This is a genomic window from Plantibacter sp. 2H11-2 (assembly GCF_050031945.1).
GTDB classification, from domain to species: Bacteria; Actinomycetota; Actinomycetes; order Actinomycetales; family Microbacteriaceae; genus Plantibacter; species Plantibacter auratus.
Genome location: NZ_JBNBBL010000001.1, coordinates 1 through 15,413 on the forward strand (window position 1 = coordinate 1; position 15,413 = coordinate 15,413).

13 protein-coding genes are annotated in these 15,413 nt (G+C 70.5%); 10 read left to right on the forward strand and 3 right to left on the reverse strand.

The window, feature by feature from the left end; all coding sequences use genetic code 11:
* Nucleotides 1-47: 47 nt before the first annotated feature.
* Nucleotides 48-2,438: a glycosyl hydrolase family 95 catalytic domain-containing protein gene (locus ACQG07_RS00005; RefSeq protein ID WP_426736787.1), complete on the forward strand. Its 2,391-nt coding sequence runs from the start codon at nt 48-50 to the stop codon at nt 2,436-2,438.
* A gap of 20 nt (nt 2,439-2,458) precedes the next feature.
* On the opposite strand, the gene trxA is transcribed toward ACQG07_RS00005, so the two are convergent.
* Both trxA and ACQG07_RS00015 read right to left on the reverse strand, forming a co-directional pair.
* Complete coding sequence (gene trxA, locus ACQG07_RS00010) at nt 2,459-2,836, reverse strand: thioredoxin (protein ID WP_056006082.1); 378 nt, start codon at nt 2,834-2,836, stop codon at nt 2,459-2,461.
* Between the two features lie 95 nt (nt 2,837-2,931).
* A complete protein-coding gene (locus ACQG07_RS00015; protein ID WP_426736788.1) occupies nt 2,932-3,798 on the reverse strand; it encodes a DUF2510 domain-containing protein in 867 nt (288 codons plus the stop codon).
* Nucleotides 3,799-3,941: 143 nt separating this feature from the next.
* Between ACQG07_RS00015 and ACQG07_RS00020 the strand changes: the two genes are divergently transcribed.
* The 9 genes from ACQG07_RS00020 to ACQG07_RS00060 all read left to right on the forward strand — a co-directional run bounded on the left by ACQG07_RS00020 (nt 3,942) and on the right by ACQG07_RS00060 (nt 13,674).
* Nucleotides 3,942-4,322: a hypothetical protein gene (locus ACQG07_RS00020; RefSeq protein ID WP_192018005.1), complete on the forward strand. Its 381-nt coding sequence runs from the start codon at nt 3,942-3,944 to the stop codon at nt 4,320-4,322.
* Entirely contained in the window at nt 4,319-5,161 is an 843-nt protein-coding gene (locus ACQG07_RS00025) for a helix-turn-helix transcriptional regulator (protein ID WP_159878645.1), read from the forward strand. The genes ACQG07_RS00020 and ACQG07_RS00025 overlap by 4 nt, the downstream gene beginning before the upstream one ends.
* 162 nt (nt 5,162-5,323) lie before the next feature.
* On the forward strand, nt 5,324-6,385 hold the full coding sequence (locus ACQG07_RS00030) for an ABC transporter substrate-binding protein (RefSeq protein WP_426736789.1): 1,062 nt from the start codon (nt 5,324-5,326) through the stop codon (nt 6,383-6,385).
* Between the two features lie 68 nt (nt 6,386-6,453).
* Complete coding sequence (locus ACQG07_RS00035) at nt 6,454-7,491, forward strand: FecCD family ABC transporter permease (RefSeq protein ID WP_426737322.1); 1,038 nt, start codon at nt 6,454-6,456, stop codon at nt 7,489-7,491.
* Complete coding sequence (locus ACQG07_RS00040; RefSeq protein ID WP_426736790.1) at nt 7,488-8,534, forward strand: FecCD family ABC transporter permease; 1,047 nt, start codon at nt 7,488-7,490, stop codon at nt 8,532-8,534. Before ACQG07_RS00035 ends, ACQG07_RS00040 begins: the two co-directional genes overlap by 4 nt.
* A gap of 11 nt (nt 8,535-8,545) precedes the next feature.
* The gene (locus tag ACQG07_RS00045) at nt 8,546-9,334 is read left to right on the forward strand and encodes an ABC transporter ATP-binding protein (protein WP_426736791.1); all 789 of its coding nucleotides are present in this window, start codon (nt 8,546-8,548) and stop codon (nt 9,332-9,334) included.
* Nucleotides 9,331-10,983, forward strand: coding sequence for an ABC transporter transmembrane domain-containing protein (locus ACQG07_RS00050; RefSeq protein ID WP_426736792.1), 1,653 nt, complete (start codon nt 9,331-9,333; stop codon nt 10,981-10,983). Before ACQG07_RS00045 ends, ACQG07_RS00050 begins: the two co-directional genes overlap by 4 nt.
* Entirely contained in the window at nt 10,976-12,787 is a 1,812-nt protein-coding gene (locus tag ACQG07_RS00055; protein WP_426736793.1) for an ABC transporter ATP-binding protein, read from the forward strand. The genes ACQG07_RS00050 and ACQG07_RS00055 overlap by 8 nt, the downstream gene beginning before the upstream one ends.
* On the forward strand, nt 12,784-13,674 hold the full coding sequence (locus ACQG07_RS00060; protein WP_426736795.1) for a siderophore-interacting protein: 891 nt from the start codon (nt 12,784-12,786) through the stop codon (nt 13,672-13,674). Before ACQG07_RS00055 ends, ACQG07_RS00060 begins: the two co-directional genes overlap by 4 nt.
* Nucleotides 13,675-13,704: 30 nt before the next feature.
* Here the strand turns inward: ACQG07_RS00060 and ACQG07_RS00065 are convergent, their stop codons facing one another.
* Nucleotides 13,705-15,405 carry a glycoside hydrolase family 13 protein gene (locus ACQG07_RS00065; protein ID WP_426736797.1) on the reverse strand — a complete coding sequence of 567 codons (1,701 nt, stop codon included), beginning with the start codon at nt 15,403-15,405 and terminating at the stop codon, nt 13,705-13,707.
* Between the last annotated feature and the right edge of the window lie 8 nt (nt 15,406-15,413).

Consider the following 15,413-nt stretch of genomic DNA (forward strand, 5'->3'; position numbering starts at 1 on the left):
AGATGTGTATAAGAGACAGGTGCCGTGCTGCTCCGACTCGACCACTGATGGATCGCCGACAGCAGCGCGTCGAGCGTCATCGAATCGAACTCGACGGACCGGGCACCCGGTTCGTCGATCGGTTCCTCATCGGGAACGGGACGTTGGGCGCGGCGCTCGACGGTGTGCCCGGACGGGAGGGCATCGACCTCTCACTGGACACGTTGTGGTCGGGAGGTCCGCGACGTCCGGGCGACGAGCCGGCGGGCCGCTCGCTTCCCAGTCCGCTGGAGTCCGTGCGCCGGGCGATCGCCGACGGCGATCCCGTGGCGGCCGATGCCCGCTCGGCTGCACTGCGCGGGACCGCGTTCACCGAGTCCTTCCAGCCGCTCGGGCGCCTCACCATCGACTACGCGTCGCCCGACAGCGGTTCGCGCTCGACACGGACCTCCGATCTCGCGCGCGGCGTCGTCGAGACGACGTCCACGAGCGGTGGCGAGGCGGTCACGCTCCACGCGTTCGTGTCGGCGGTGGACGACGTGCTGGTCGTCGAGCTGCTGGGTGACGGTGTCCGTGAACCGCTGGTCGGGTTCGCGACGCCGCACCCGTCGACGACGGAGGAGCGCACGGTCGGCGACACCCGGTGGTGGTCGGCGACCGGCCGTGCGCCGGCGAGCGTGCGACCCTCATATCTCGGCGGTGACGATGACGAGGCCATCCGGTACCCGACCGACGTCCCGGACGCCGAGGGTCTCGTCGACGCCGGCATGGCCTGGGCGCTGGTGGTCGCGGTGCAGGCGATCCCGGGCGGGTTCCGCCTCGTCGCCGGTGCACGTTCCGGGCACCGCGGGTGGCGAGAACGACCGTCGGGCGACCCGTCCACGCTGCTGGAGCACACCCAGGGGACGGTCTCGCGTGCGTTGCAGCGATCCGGCGAAGCGCTGCTCGATCGGCACGTCGCCGACCATCGGTCGCTCTTCGACCGCGTCGAACTGGACCTCTCGGCATCGGCGTCCGCGTCGGCCGACCTCGCGGAGCGCTACTTCGACCTCGGACGGGCGCTCCTCATCGGCAGCTCCCGACCGGGGAGTGAGCCGGCGAACCTCCAGGGGGTCTGGAACGATCAGGTCAGACCGCCCTGGAGCGCGAACTTCACCACCAACATCAACCTCCAGATGAACTACTGGCCGGCGGAGAGCACCGGCCTGGGTGACCTCGTCGAGCCACTCACCCGGTTCATCGGTGAACTGGTGGACGCCGGACAGCGCACCGGCGGCGAGTCCTACGGCCTCGACGGGGCGGCAGCCCACCACAACAGCGACCTCTGGCGGCACACGGACGCCGTGCCGCTCGACGCGCACTGGGCGAACTGGCCGAGCGCGCTCCCCTGGCTCGTCGCGCACCTCCACCGTCGTCTGGACGACGGCGGTGCTGATCACGCCGAGCGGGTCGCCGTCCTGCAGACCGTCGAGCCGGTGGTCTCGTTCGTCCTGGGAATGGTCGTCACGGATGCCGCCGGATCGCTGGTCGTGAGTCCGTCGACCTCACCGGAGAACCGGTTCGTGGTCGACGCGGATCACACGGCGGCGGTCACGGCCGGCGTGGCGATGGACCAGGAGCTGGCGCACGAGTGCCTCCGCGAGTACCTCGCGCTCGCGGAGCGGGTCGGCGACGGCATCGCGGACGTCGGGCTCCTGGCTCGAGCACGCGACACCGTGGCCACCCTCCGACTGCCGCAGGTCGGCCGCGACGGAACACTCCTGGAATGGGCCGAGGAGCGGGAGCCGATCGAGCCCGGCCACCGGCACCTCTCCCACCTGTACGGCCTGTATCCGGGGACCCGGATCACCGAATCGGACACGCCCGAGCACTTCGAGGCAGCCCGACGCGCACTGCGACGGAGACTCGCGAACGGCGGGGGCGGAACCGGGTGGAGCATGGCCTGGGTCCTCTGCCTGGCCGCACGACTCCGTGATCCAGGGCTCGCGTCCGAGGCGCTCGACACGCTACTCGGTCCGCTGTCATCGGCCTCGCTGCTCGACCTGCACCCGATGGGCGACCTCGACGACGTGTTCCAGATCGACGGCAACCTGGGTGGGACGGCCGGTGTCGTCGAGCTGCTCGTCCAGGGGCACGGCGGTGTCCTGTCGCTGCTGCCGACCCTCCCGGCCGAGTGGTCGGCGGGACGGTTCCGAGGGTTCCGGGTCCGGGGTGGACACGTCGCGGATGTCGAGTGGAGCCGTCATCGCCCCGTCGCGGCGACCCTGCTTCTCACGGTCGGCGGCGTGCTCGTCGAGCTGCCGGACGACGGCTCGATGATCGCCATCACGGGCCCTGGCGGCGCACTGCCGACACGGCTGGAGGACGGCGCGCCGGCCGGGCGGCTGCGGATCAGGCTCGACGAGCCCGGTGTCCACCGGCTCGAGTTCGCGCGTCCGCCCGGCGATCCGGAAGACTGACCGCCTCCTCTGGACGTCGGCTACTCGGCCTGTGCCTCGGCCTTCGCCGCTGCGATGGCGGCGTGCACCTCGGACATGTCGAGACCGCGCACCTGCGAGATGAGGTCCTCGAGTGCCGGCGCGGGGAGGGCACCGGCCTGCGAGAAGACGAGCACGCCGTCGCGGAACGCCATGAGCGTGGGGATCGACGTGATCTGCATCCCGCTCGCGAGCTCCTGGTTCGCCTCAGTGTCGACCTTGGTGAACACGACGTCCTGGTGCTGCTCGCTCGACTGCTCGAAGACGGGGCCGAAAGCCTTGCACGGGCCGCACCACTCGGCCCAGAAGTCGACCAGGACGATGCCTTCGGCCGACACGGTGTCCTCGAAGTTCGAGATGGTCAGTTCCTGCGTGGTCATCGTGTGCCCTTCGGATCGGTGGTCGGACGCTTCGCATCCGACTGACGAGCCTACCCGCGGACGACGGGCCGTCCTCCCCTTGTGCCGCGCCGCGGTCAGTGCCCGGGCGGCTGCTCCGGGAGGAGCAGGAGCCGGCGCTGTATCCGCGACATGATCAGGAGCACCCCGCCGAGGACCGCGAACAGGACGCCGCCACCGACGACGATGCCGCCGATGACCCCTCCGAGGAAGCCGTAGCCGTCGCCGCTGCTGTTGACGAGGATGACCACGCCGACGGCCAAGGCGAGCACACCGATCCCGAGGACGACCCAGGACATGACGAGATAGGTGCGGAACGCGCGCGTTCCATGGAACGTCGGCCGGATGCCGTACTGGGTTCCGACGTACTGGGCCCAGCGTGAGCCGGTCCACCACCTCGTCGCCCGCGGCGACACGGAGTACCAACCGGCACCGGGACCGTCCTGCTCACCCGGCAATGGACGGACCACGTCGACGACCACCGGGGCGCCGACCGGCTGCGGGATCCGCCGCACGGCCGTCGTCTGGGCGGCGATACCGAACCAGAGCAGCGTCAGGAGCAGCATCGGGAATCCGTTGAACGACAGGTGGCTGGACAGCGCGCCGAGGCTGAACTGCGCGATCGCCAACACGAGGAAGACCGAGCCGAACACCCAGGCCAAGCTCGGCTGCTCGGTGGTCGCCCAATCGGTCCCGGGCTTCCCGTTCTTGACCCTGAGCCCCGTCCAGTGCGAGCCGTCCCACCATCGGAGCTGATCCGGCCCCGTCGGATACCAGCCCAGCTGCGGTCCGGACGGCAGCTGCGACGGCGACACCATGGGAGTCGGCGCCTGCTGCTTCACCCGTGGCGCGGCGTCGGCCTCCTGAGCAGTCCACTGCGTTCCATCCCACCAGCGCAGCTTGCCCGGCGTCCCCGCCTCGTACCATCCCGGTGCAGCGGTCATCGCTGCTCCTTCCCCCGAAGATCACGCTCATGACGTCCATGCAGCGCCCCCAGTGTCCCGTCTGCGAGTCATCGCGGCAAGCCGCCGTTGTCGAACATCGTGCGAGCCAGGTAGGTTGACGGCGACGCGACGAAGGGACCACCGTGGCCAGACGCAAGACGCCGGAGCAGATCGCCGACGAGGAACGTCGCTACGAGCTCGCGAGATCGGCAAGCACGTTCGAGGAGTTCTCCGTCCTCGCGTACGACCCCAATCAGGCGATCCGCGCCGCTGCGGCGCACAACCCGGCAGCCGACCCAGCGGCGTTGGAGCTCTTCCTCAAGGACCGCTTCTGGGGTGCGCGCATCGAGATCGCGCTGCACCCGAACGCGACCGACGAGCTCCTGCTCCGTCTCCTCGAAGCCGATCCGCGCAAGCGCGGCGTCGTCCACCACGAGGCGGAACGCCGGCTGGCCGCGAAAGGCGTCCGCTTCGACGACGACGGCCTCCCGCTGATCGGCGACGCCGGCACGAGCGCTCGTTGAGCCCGTACAGCCAGGTCGACTGGGACGCGAGCCCCGAGCATCCGTCATCCGTCGCCGAACCGTATCTGATGGGCACCGGTGTCGTCACCGACGAGGACACCGGGAGTCGCCCGCTCTCGCCACCGCACCGTCATCCGGACGCCATGCTCGCCTGGTGCTACCGCGGCACCGTGTGGGTGCATCTCCCGAACGCGATGTGGCGCCTCGCACCGGGTCAGGGCGTCTGGATCCCAGCACACACGCCGCACACCGCGCACCACGAACGCGACTCCACCGGGTGCTACACCTACCTCCCCGCCACCTCGCTGATCGCGCCCGTCGAGACCGTCACCCAGGTCCTGGTCCCGCGCGCGGTGCAGGAGATGTTGCTGCACCTCGGGATCAACGACATGCCGACCGACCTCCGGGTCCGTGCGCAGGCGGTCCTCATCGAGATGCTGCAGCAGCCCGCGCCGGAGACGGCGGACGGCTGGGGCGAGATCCCGATGCCGTCCGACGATCGTGTCCGTCCGCTCGTCCGTGCGATCCTCGCCGACCCGGGTGACCTCCGGGGCGCGCGCGAGCTGTTCGACGTGCACGGCCTCCACGAGCGCACCGTGCTACGGATCTTCCAGCACGACACCGGGATGAGTTTCGCCCGGTGGCGGACGGGTGTCCGGATGACGCTGGCGGCGCGGCTGATCATCGACGGCATGCCGATCGGGGCGGCCGCGCACCGGTGCGGGTACGCGTCCTCGAGCGCCTTCTCCGCGAGCTTCCGAGCCCGGTTCGGCATGACCCCTCGGGAGTACGTGGCACGGGTGCAGGCGGACCCCGCCCACCAGCTCTACTGGCGCTGATCCACCCGGGCACACATCGTCGTGTCGGATCGGCGATAGAACTCGTCGGTTCCTCGACGCTGTCATGCCTTGAAGCGCCCTACGATCGTTCTGTTAGGACATGCTTACCTAACTTCTGGATCGCCAGCGGTGATCCCACTCCCCCCTCTTCAAAGGAGCCCCATGCCGCACGCTTTCGCGCGCCCGAACGTCCGCCGAGGATCCACCCTCCTCGCCGCCGTCATCGCCACCGCTCTCGCCCTCGCCGGATGTTCGGCCGCCACCGGCGACACCGGATCGACGACGGCATCGACCGACGGCGTCGTCATCGAACACGCCCACGGTGAGACCGTCATCCCGGAGAAGCCGGAACGGATCGTGGCTCTCGGGTGGATGACGCCTGACATCGTCGCCGCCCTCGGCACCAACCCCGTCGGCATCGAAGAGGTCTGGGGTGCCGGTGAGAGCGGCTACCAGCCCTGGTTCGAGGACTACGTCTCCGAGGCGTACGGCGAGATGCCCGAGATCATCCCCTTCACGGACGACGGCCCGAACTACGAGGCGATCAAGTCTCTGAAGCCCGACCTGATCCTGAGCCTCTACTCCGGTGTCACCGACATCGAATACGAGCGGCTCACCGAGATCGCCCCGACCGTCCCCTACATCGAGGGGCCCTGGAACCCGGGCACCTGGGAGGGCATGACCCGCACCGTCGGGAAGGCGATTTCGGAGGAGGCCAAGGCCGAGGAGCTCATCGGCGAGACCGAGGACCTCATCACCTCCCTCGCCGACGCACACCCCGAGTTCGACGACAAGAGCTTCGTCTGGGGCCTCACCCTGAACGAGGGCGGGACGGACCTCGGCGTCTACCTCGAGTACGACCCGCGGGTCCGCATCACCGAAGCGCTCGGCTTCACCTCGACCTCGGCGATGGACAGCTTCCTCGCGAGCGCCGAGGGCGACAACTGGTACACCGGCGTCAGCCTCGAACAGCTCTACGACGTGGACGCCGACTTGTTCGCCGCATGGGGCGGAAGTGCCGAGGAAGGGACGTACACGGTCGAGAACGCCGTGGTGTCGCGCTGGTCGCCGATCGCCGCCGGGTCCTACGTGATCTACGCCGACGCCGCCAAGGCCTCGGCGATCAGCGCGCCGACCGTCCTGTCCCTGCAGTACGTCCTGCCCGGCTACGTCGACGACCTCGCAGCGGCACTGCGGGGCGAGCCGACCATCGACGGCAAGTGACGTCGGAGATCTCCCGGACCGCCGCCCCGTCAGCAGCGCCTGCTGCGGGCGGGGCGGCGGACGTCCCGATGCCCGGTGGGGCCGGACGCGCAGACGTCTCGCCCCACCGCACCGGGACCCTCGCCGTCGGGCTCCTCGTCGCCACGGTGGTGCTGATCGCCGCAGCCGTCGCCTCACTCGCCATCGGCAATCGGGCCATCGATCCCCTGACCGTCGTCCGCGCGCTCGTCGCCTACGACGACGCGAACCCCCTGCACCTCATGATCATGGAGCTGCGCGTCCCACGGACGCTGCTCGGCATCCTGGTCGGTGCGGCGCTCGCCGTCTGCGGCGGGCTCATCCAGGCCTTCACCCGCAACCCGCTCGCCGACCCGGGCCTCCTCGGGGTGAACGCCGGCGCGTCGTTCGCCGTGACCTTCGCGGTCGGTGTCCTGGGACTGACGACTCCCGGCACCTACGTCCCGTTCGCCCTGGCGGGTGCGTTCATCCTCACGGTGATCGTCTACGCGCTCGGATCCGTCGGGGCCTCGGGTGCGACCCCGATGAAACTGACCCTCGCGGGGGTCGCCCTCGGTGCCGCCTGCACCGGTTTCACCACCGCGATCGTGCTGCGGGACGAAGGAACCCTCCAGGTCATGCGCTTCTGGAGCGTGGGATCCATCGGAGGCCGCACCCTCGACCAGCTCACGTGGGCTGCTCCGCTGATCGTCACGGGCCTCGTGATCGGTCTGCTCTGCGCCCGGTCACTGAATGCTCTGACCCTGGGAGACGAGCTCGCCCAGGCGCTCGGGGCGCGAGTGCGCAGCGCCCGGGTGTGGGTCGTCGTCGCCGTCACCCTCCTGGCCGGCACGGGCGTCGCAGCCGCCGGTCCCATCGCCTTCGTGGGACTCATGATCCCCCATGTCGTCCGGTGGTTCACGGGCCCCGACCAGCGCTGGGTGCTGACGTACTCGATGGTGATCGGCCCCGCGTTCCTGCTGCTCGCAGACGTCCTCGGCCGGATCGTGTTGCCGTCCGGAGAGCTCCGGGTGGGGATCGTCACGGCGCTCCTCGGCGCTCCCATCCTGATCATGCTGGTGCGTCGGAAGCGGGTGAGCGGACTGTGAGCGTCATCGACCATGGACGACGGCTGATCCGCGTGGAGACCGCGCACATCGCGACGCTCGTACCCGTGCGGTCTGTCCTCGTGTGCCTCGGACTCGTCGTGGTGATCATCGGAGCAGGGCTGTTCGCGACGACGATCGGTGCGTACCAGATCGGCTTCGACGCGGTCATCCGGGCGATCGTCGACCCCGCGTCCGACCCGGACGTCCGCCAGGTCGTGACCGAGTGGCGACTGCCGCGGGTGCTGTTCGCGGTGCTCTGCGGAGCGGCGCTCGCGCTCGCCGGGGGCATCTTCCAGTCGCTCACCCGCAACCCGCTCGGCTCACCGGACATCATCGGGTTCGGTGTCGGCGCGCAGTTCGGTGTCACGCTGACGATGCTCGTCCTCGGGCTCAACACCTACCTGTTCAAAGCCGCCGGGGCACTCGTCGGCGGCCTGCTGACCGCCCTGCTCGTCGCCGTCCTCGCGAACCGCCACACCATGTCGTCCTTCCGGCTGATCATCGTCGGCATCGGCGTCTCGGCAGGGCTCGGCTCCCTCACCTCCTGGATCCTCATCTCCGTCAGCGTCGAGCAGGCGATGATGGCGGCCACCTGGGGTGCCGGATCCCTCGCCTCGCTCGGCTTCGACCAGCTACTCCCCGCCGCCACGGCCTTCGTCGTGTTCGCCCTGCTGGCGCGGCCACTCCGACGCTCGCTGCCCGTGCTCGAGATGGGCGACGACGCCGCCATGGCCCTCGGAGTGCGCCCTGGACGCACCCGGCTGATCGCCATGGTCGTCGGTGTGGCCCTCGTGGCGCTCGTCACCGCCGCCGCCGGCCCGATCTCGTTCATCGCCTTGGCCGCCCCGCAGATCGCTCAACGGCTCACCCGCTCGAACACCCCGATGGGCCTCGCGCCGGTGATGCTCACTGGAGCGGCCCTGGTCGTCGTCTCCGACGCCGTCGCCCAGCTGCTCGCGGTCCCGGTCGGCGTGGTGACGCTCTCGGTCGGTGGCATCTATCTGACCTGCCTGCTGGCCGCCCAGTTCGTGCGCCGCACGTGAAAGGAACTCCCATGACCACGTCGCTCCTCGCCCGCGATCTCACCCTGGGCTACGGCGATGCTCCGGTCGTCTCCGAGCTGTCGCTCGAGGTGCCGGACGACTCGTTCACGATCATCATCGGACCGAACGCCTGCGGCAAGTCGACCCTCCTCCGCGGACTCGCACGGCTCCTGCGCCCGACCGCCGGTGCCGTCCTCCTCGACGGGGCGGACATCCGCGCGTCGAAGCCGAAGGACACCGCTCGCCGACTCGGGCTCCTCCCCCAATCCGCCATCGCCCCCGACGGGATCGCCGTCGCCGACCTCGTCGGGCGTGGGCGGTTCCCGCACCAGAGCGCGATGCGGACGTGGAGCAGCGCCGACGAAGCGGCTGTCTCGGAGGCGATGGCCGCGACCGGGGTCACGGAGCTGTCCCGCCGGCTGGTCGACGAGCTCTCGGGCGGCCAACGGCAACGCGTCTGGGTGGCGATGGCACTCGCCCAGCAGACCAAGCACCTGCTGCTCGACGAGCCGACGACCTTCCTCGACATCGCGCACCAGATCGAGCTGATGGAGCTGTTCACGGATCTGCACCGCAGCGGCACCACCCTCGTCGCGGTCCTCCACGACCTCAACCACGCCGCCCGCTATGCGACCCATCTCGTCGCGATGCGCGACGGCGCGATCGTCGCCCAGGGCGATCCGCAGGAGATCATCACCGCCGACCTCGTGGAGGCCGTGTACGACCTGCCGTGCCAGGTGATCACCGACCCCGTCTCCGGTACCCCGCTGGTGCTCCCGCTCGGACGGCGGAGCCGGTGAGCGGGACGACGACGAGTACGCCGCGGCGCCTCTTCGGCATCGCGCTGGGAGCGGACGGTCGCGGCGCCATGCTCGTCGCCGCGACCAGCCTCCTCATCGTGCACGCCCTGTCGGAGGCGGCGATCCCCGTCATCATCGGGGCGACCATCGACCGCGCGGTGGTGCCGTCCGATCCGGTCGCCCTCGGGGTCTGGATCGGGGTCCTGGTCGGGACCTTCCTCGTCCTGACGGTGAGCTACCAATCGGCGTCGCGCCTCATGGTGTCGATCTACGGGCACGGCGAACAGGCGCTCCGGCACCTCACGCTGTCCCGGATGCTTCGGCCGCAGCTCTCACGACAGAACCTCTCGGCGGGTGAGGCCCTGACGGTCGTCACGTCCGACACCTACCGGGTGGCCGGCGTCGCCTGGTCGGTCGCGCAGCAGTCCGCCACCATCGCTGCCATCATCGGAGCCGCCCTGGCGATGTCGGTGATCTCGCCCGTGGCGACGATCGTGGTGTTCGTGTCGACCATCGGGATGATGCTCGTCATGCGCGTCGTGTCACGCCCGCTGGAGCGCCGCGGGTTCGCCGAGCAACGGGCGGCGACCGAGGCCGGAGCGGTGGCCGCCGACTTCATGAGCGGGTTCCGAGTGCTCGTGGGCATCGGCGGGCGTGCTGAGGCCGTGCGCCGGTATGACGCCGCCAGTGACGTCTCACGACGCGCAGCGACGTCCGCCGGGCGGTCCCTCGCCCTCTTCGACGCCGTGAGCGGCACGCTGGCGGCGTTCGTCATGGCCGCACTCGTCGGCCTGTCCGCGTGGTTCGCCGCGGAGGGGCGGATCAGCATCGGCGAGCTCGTGACGGTGCTCGGTCTCGCGCAGTTCATCAGCGGATACCTCGCACAGGCGGGTACCTTCCCCTCGAACTGGATCCACAAGCTCGCCTCCGCCAAGCGCTTGGCCGCGGTCGTCGACGCCGACGACCTGCTCGAAGCGGGCGGTCGGCTGGACGAGACGTCCGATTCCGGCCCTTCGACCGACGTCGTGCTGTCCTTCCACCCCGAACACCAGGACCGACCGGTGGACGTCCGTGCAGTTGAACTGCTCGGCGTCCGGCCGCCCGACAGCGACACGGCGCGCGCCCTCTCTCGCTTGCTCGGCATGCGGACCCCCGCCGAGCGCGGCAGCGTCTCGCTCGCCGTCGACGGCAGACTCGTCGACCAGCTGGACCTCGACCCGGTGGCGTACCGCCGTCGTGTGGTCGCGCCACCGCACGGCCAGCGCATCATGAGCGGCACCCTGGCGGAGGCGGTCCGCGGTCATGACGTGACCGGCGACCCGGATGCGGTGTTCGTCGGCATGGCGGCGCTCGACGACGCGGTCGTGCAGCTCGGCGGCTGGTCGTCACCGGTCGGTGAGGCGGGCAGACGGCTCTCCGGCGGGCAGCGCCAGCGCGTCGGCATCGCCCGGGCGCTCCATGCCGGTGCGGACGTGCTCGTCCTCGACGAACCGACGTCGGCCGTCGACGTCCTCACGGAGACCCGCATCGCCCGAGCACTCGCGGCGCACGACGGCACCGTCGTCGTCATCACCACCTCACCGGTCCTGTTGAACGCTTGCGACAGGGTCGTCGAGCTCACTCCCGGTTCGGAGACCCGCCATGACTGATCCCGCCATGGAGCCCACCACCGCCGAGATGCTCCCCGTCGCCGACGGCTTTCGCGTCCGAACCGTCGTCGGTGCCCTCCTCCGACGACACCGCGGACGGACCGCCGCTGTGGTCGTCCTCTTCCTCGCAGCCGCCGCACTGGGCGTCGTGATGCCCGCGTGTCTCGGGCGGATCGTGGACGCCGTCGCTTCCGATGCCGGGCTGAGCGTCGTCTCAGGCTGGGTGGCCGCAGCCGCCGTCGGCGCTGTCGGGGCCGTCGCGGTGACGCTGTGGGCGACTCGGGTGCTCACGGGGCTGGTGCAGGACCTGCTCGCCGAACTGCGCGAGGACGTGTTCGCCTCGGCCATGCGGCTCCCGGTGAGCACCGTCGACGACGGCGAGCGTGCCGATCTCCTGTCCCGGGTCACCGGCGACGTCGACGCGGTCGCGGAGGCCGGCGGGAACGTCGCCCCGACCCTGCTCTCCGCCGGGTTCGCGATCGGGGTGTCGGCCGTCGCCCTGGCAGCCGTCGACCCGTGGCTCGCGCTCGCCGGTCTCGCCTCGGCACCGTGTTACGTCCTCGGGACCCGTGCGTTCCTCCGGCGATCCCGAGTGGTGTTCCGCACGGTCCGGATCCGCGAAGCGTCGCGCAGTCAGGCCGTGCTGGACGCGGTCGACGGCGCGGAGACCCTCGCCGCGTTCGTGGGCACGGACCACGCACTCGAACGTGTCCGGGAACGCGCGGCCGCCTCCATCGACGCGCAGATCGAGGGCGTGCGGGTCGCGAACCGCTTGTTCCGATGGATCAACTCGGGTGAGCTCGTCGGACTGTCCGCGATCCTGGCGACCGGCTTCCTCCTCAACATGCAGGGCACGATCACCGTCGGGCTCGTGACCACCGCCGCGCTCCTGTTCCACCGGCTGTTCGATCCGGTCGGCCGGCTCATCTTCGGGCTCGACGACATCCAGCGGGCCACGGTCGGGCTGGCTCGGCTCGTCGGGGTCATCGACCTCGCAGCAGCGTCGTCCGCGATGCCGGAGTCGCCCTCACCCGTCGGCGGTGCCGCAGACGGTGTCACCGCACCGCCGGCGATCCGAGTGCGCGACCTGACGTTCCGGTATCCGACCACCGACCGCGGGATCGCGGAGGTCACCATGGACGTACCGCCCGGCACGACCACAGCGCTCGTCGGCACGTCCGGCTCCGGCAAGAGCACCTTGGCGCGGGTCGTCGCCGGGTACCATCCGCCGACGTCGGGGCGGGTGCTCGTCGGCCACACCCCGTACTACCTGTCGCAGGAGCTGCACCACTTCCGTGGCTCGATCGCCGACAACCTCAGGCTCGGCGCGCCGGACGCCAGCCGGGACGAGATGGTCTCGGCGCTCCGTGCCGTCGGAGCCGAGTGGGCGGTCACCGCGTTGCAGGACGACCCGACGGCGGACCCGACCGGGTCGAGGCCGTCGCCCGTGCCGCTGGACGAGGGACGCATCCAGCAACTCGCGGTCGCTCGGGCGTTCCTGGCGGACCCGGCGATCGTGATCCTCGATGAGGCGACGGCCGACGTCGGGCTGCACCATCGCGACGCCGTCGAAGCGGCGATCGCCGTCCTCCGGACGGACCGGACCGCGCTGCTCATCGCGCACCGGTTGGAGCAGGCCGCCACCGCCGACCGGATCGCGGTCTTCGCGGACGGTCGGGTCGTCCAGCACGGCTCGCACGCGGACCTCCTCGCCTCCCCCGGCCCCTACCGCGAGTCCTGGCTCGCGCACAGCCCGCATCCGACCCAGCACACCGAACCGACCCGAGAGGCCGAGACGCCATGAAGATCCACCGCGGCATCGTGACCGCAGCGACACCCCTGAGTCCGAACCTGATCCGCATCACCCTCGGTGGTCCGGGCGTCGAGGACTTCGTCAGCACCGGCACAGGTGATGAGTACGTCCGCGTCTTCTTCCCCCACGGTGCCGACCCGACGGACGTCTCGCTCCCGGTACCGTCAGGTGACTGGTGGGAGACGCCGGAGGGCTCCCCGCAGGCACCGATGCGGACGTACACGATCAGCGCTGTGCGGCAGGACCCCGTCGAGATCGACATCGACTTCGTCGTGCACGAGGCCGGGGTCGCGGGGCCGTGGGCGGCTCGCGCCCAGCCCGGGCACGTGCTCGGCCTGAACTCGCCCACCGGCCTGTACGCGCCGCCCGCCGACCTCGGTTGGCAGGTCCTCGTCGCCGACCTCACCGGTCTTCCCGCAGTCACGCGCATCGTCGCACAGACACCGCCCGGACTGCGGACCCGCGTGGTGCTCGAGGTACCGAGCGAGCGGGAGCGGATCGCGGTCGAGACGAACGACGACGTGGCGGTCACCTGGGTGGTGGGCGGCAACGGACACGGCCCGAGTGCGCTGGGTCGGCTCGTCCGGAGTGTCGTGGACGAGCGCCTCCCGCTCGATCAGGGCTACATCTGGGTGGCGGGTGAGACGGTGGCCCTCCGCGACGTGCGCAAGTATCTGCGCAAGGAGCTCGGGCTACCCGCCACCCGCTTCAAGGTCGTCGGGTACTGGACGCCGATCACCGCGTGGGACGAGAAGTTCGCCGCCCTCCCGGCGTCCGTCCAACAGGAGCTCGACGCGATCTGGACGACCGAGGAGGACGCTGAGCCGGAGGATGTGCAGATCCGGTTCGAGGAGCAGCTCGACCGCCTCGGCCTCTGACCGCGGTGGGGTGAGTGCCCACGCGCGCCATCACCCCAGGAGGCCGACCGGTGCGATCCACACGGTGGACTCCCCCGGAACCGCGCCGGCTTGGAGTGCACCCAGGACGACGGCATCGTGCTCCGCCTCGAGCGGGAACGGCGCGGTGCCGAAGTTCGTCACGACCTGCCAACCGTTCGGCCGGGTGAATCGAATGACGTCCGTCCGCCCCGTCTCGATCCACTCGAGGCGCTCGTCGGTCTGCAGCAGTCGTCGCAGCCGGAGTGCCTCGCGGTAGAGCGAGAGCGTCGAGGTCGGATCCGCTGCCTCCACGTCGACCGCGTACTCGGCGAACCAGGCCGGTTGCGGCAGGTGCGCGACCGCACCTCCGAAGCCGAAGGCCGGTCCGTCCGCCGACCACGGCAACGGCACGCGGCAACCGTCGCGGCCCAGCCCGTCGTACTCGCCGCCGCGGAAGAACGCGGGGTCCTGACGCTGCTCCGCCGTGATCGCGGCGACCTCCTGCAGGCCGAGCTCCTCCCCCTGGTAGAGGTAGGTGCTGCCGGGAAGTCCGAGGAGCAGGAGCGTCGCCGCTCGCGCGCGTCTGAGCCCCTGGTCGCGATCGATGTCGGCCTCAGGTCCGCCCGCTGCGACCCACTCGGTGCCCTGCTTCACCGGTCGCCCGGCCAGGGGCGGGAGTCCGTACCGCGTGGCGTGACGGGTCACATCGTGGTTGGACAGCACCCACGTCGTCGACGACCCCGTCTCCGCCGCCTGTGCCAGGTTGTCGGTGATGACCGTGCGGAACTCGGCGGCATCGAAGTCCGCCTCGAGCAGGTCGAAGTTGAAGGCCTGGCCGAGTCCCTCCGCCGATGCGTACTTCGCCCGACGCTCCGGCGAACTCACCCACGCTTCGGCGACCGCGGTGCGAGGCGGGTCGTACTCCTCGAACACCCGCCGCCATTCGGCGTAGACCTCGTGCACGTCGTCGCGGTCCAGGAGCGGATGGTTGCCGTCCTGCGGCATCAGTTCCAGTTCAGCACGACTCGGCAGCGGCTCGGTGAGGTCCTTCGTGAGCATGTGCGCGACGTCGATCCGGAAGCCGTCCACGCCCCGATCCGACCAGAACCGCAACGTCTTCAGGAAGTCGGCGCGGACCTCGGGGTGGTCCCAGTTGAGGTCCGGCTGCTCGGTGGCGAAGTTGTGGAAGTACCACTGGCCGTCCTCGACCCGCTCCCAGGCGGGGCCACCGAACACCGACTCCCAGTCGGTGGGCGGTTCCTCCCCCGATGCGCCCTTCCCCTCACGGAAGACGTACCGGTCGCGAGCCGCCGACCCGCGGCCGGCGGCGAGCGCCTCCTGGAACCACTCGTGCAGATCCGAGGTGTGGTTCGGCACGATGTCGACGATGACCCGGATCCCGCGCTCGTGCAGGGCGGCGATCAGCTCGTCGAAGTCCTCCAACGTGCCGAGCCGCGGGTCGACGTCGCGGTAGTCCGCGACGTCGTACCCGCCGTCGGCCAGCGCCGAGGGGTAGAACGGACTGAGCCAGATCGCGTCGATCCCGAGCTCGGCGAGATAGTCGACCCGGGAGCGGATGCCCGGCAGGTCGCCGAGACCGTCCCCGTCCGCGTCGGCGAAGCTCCGCGGGTAGATCTGGTACACGGCGGCCTGACGCCACCAGCTGGCGGCGGCCGTCTGCTGGGAGTCGGTCGAGTCGGTGTCGGTGTCGACGAGTAGTGCCTCGGTCATGAACGTGT

What these genes read in the sequence shown, in the direction of transcription:
- ACQG07_RS00005 (WP_426736787.1), top strand. Translation starts at nt 48, where the DNA reads ATGGATCGCCGACAGCAGCGCGTCGAGCGTCATCGAATCGAACTCGAC.
- trxA (WP_056006082.1), bottom strand. Translation starts at nt 2,836, where the DNA reads ATGACCACGCAGGAACTGACCATCTCGAACTTCGAGGACACCGTGTCG.
- ACQG07_RS00015 (WP_426736788.1), bottom strand. Translation starts at nt 3,798, where the DNA reads ATGACCGCTGCACCGGGATGGTACGAGGCGGGGACGCCGGGCAAGCTG.
- ACQG07_RS00030 (WP_426736789.1), top strand. Translation starts at nt 5,324, where the DNA reads ATGCCGCACGCTTTCGCGCGCCCGAACGTCCGCCGAGGATCCACCCTC.
- ACQG07_RS00035 (WP_426737322.1), top strand. Translation starts at nt 6,454, where the DNA reads ATGCCCGGTGGGGCCGGACGCGCAGACGTCTCGCCCCACCGCACCGGG.
- ACQG07_RS00045 (WP_426736791.1), top strand. Translation starts at nt 8,546, where the DNA reads ATGACCACGTCGCTCCTCGCCCGCGATCTCACCCTGGGCTACGGCGAT.
- ACQG07_RS00055 (WP_426736793.1), top strand. Translation starts at nt 10,976, where the DNA reads ATGACTGATCCCGCCATGGAGCCCACCACCGCCGAGATGCTCCCCGTC.
- ACQG07_RS00060 (WP_426736795.1), top strand. Translation starts at nt 12,784, where the DNA reads ATGAAGATCCACCGCGGCATCGTGACCGCAGCGACACCCCTGAGTCCG.
- ACQG07_RS00065 (WP_426736797.1), bottom strand. Translation starts at nt 15,405, where the DNA reads ATGACCGAGGCACTACTCGTCGACACCGACACCGACTCGACCGACTCC.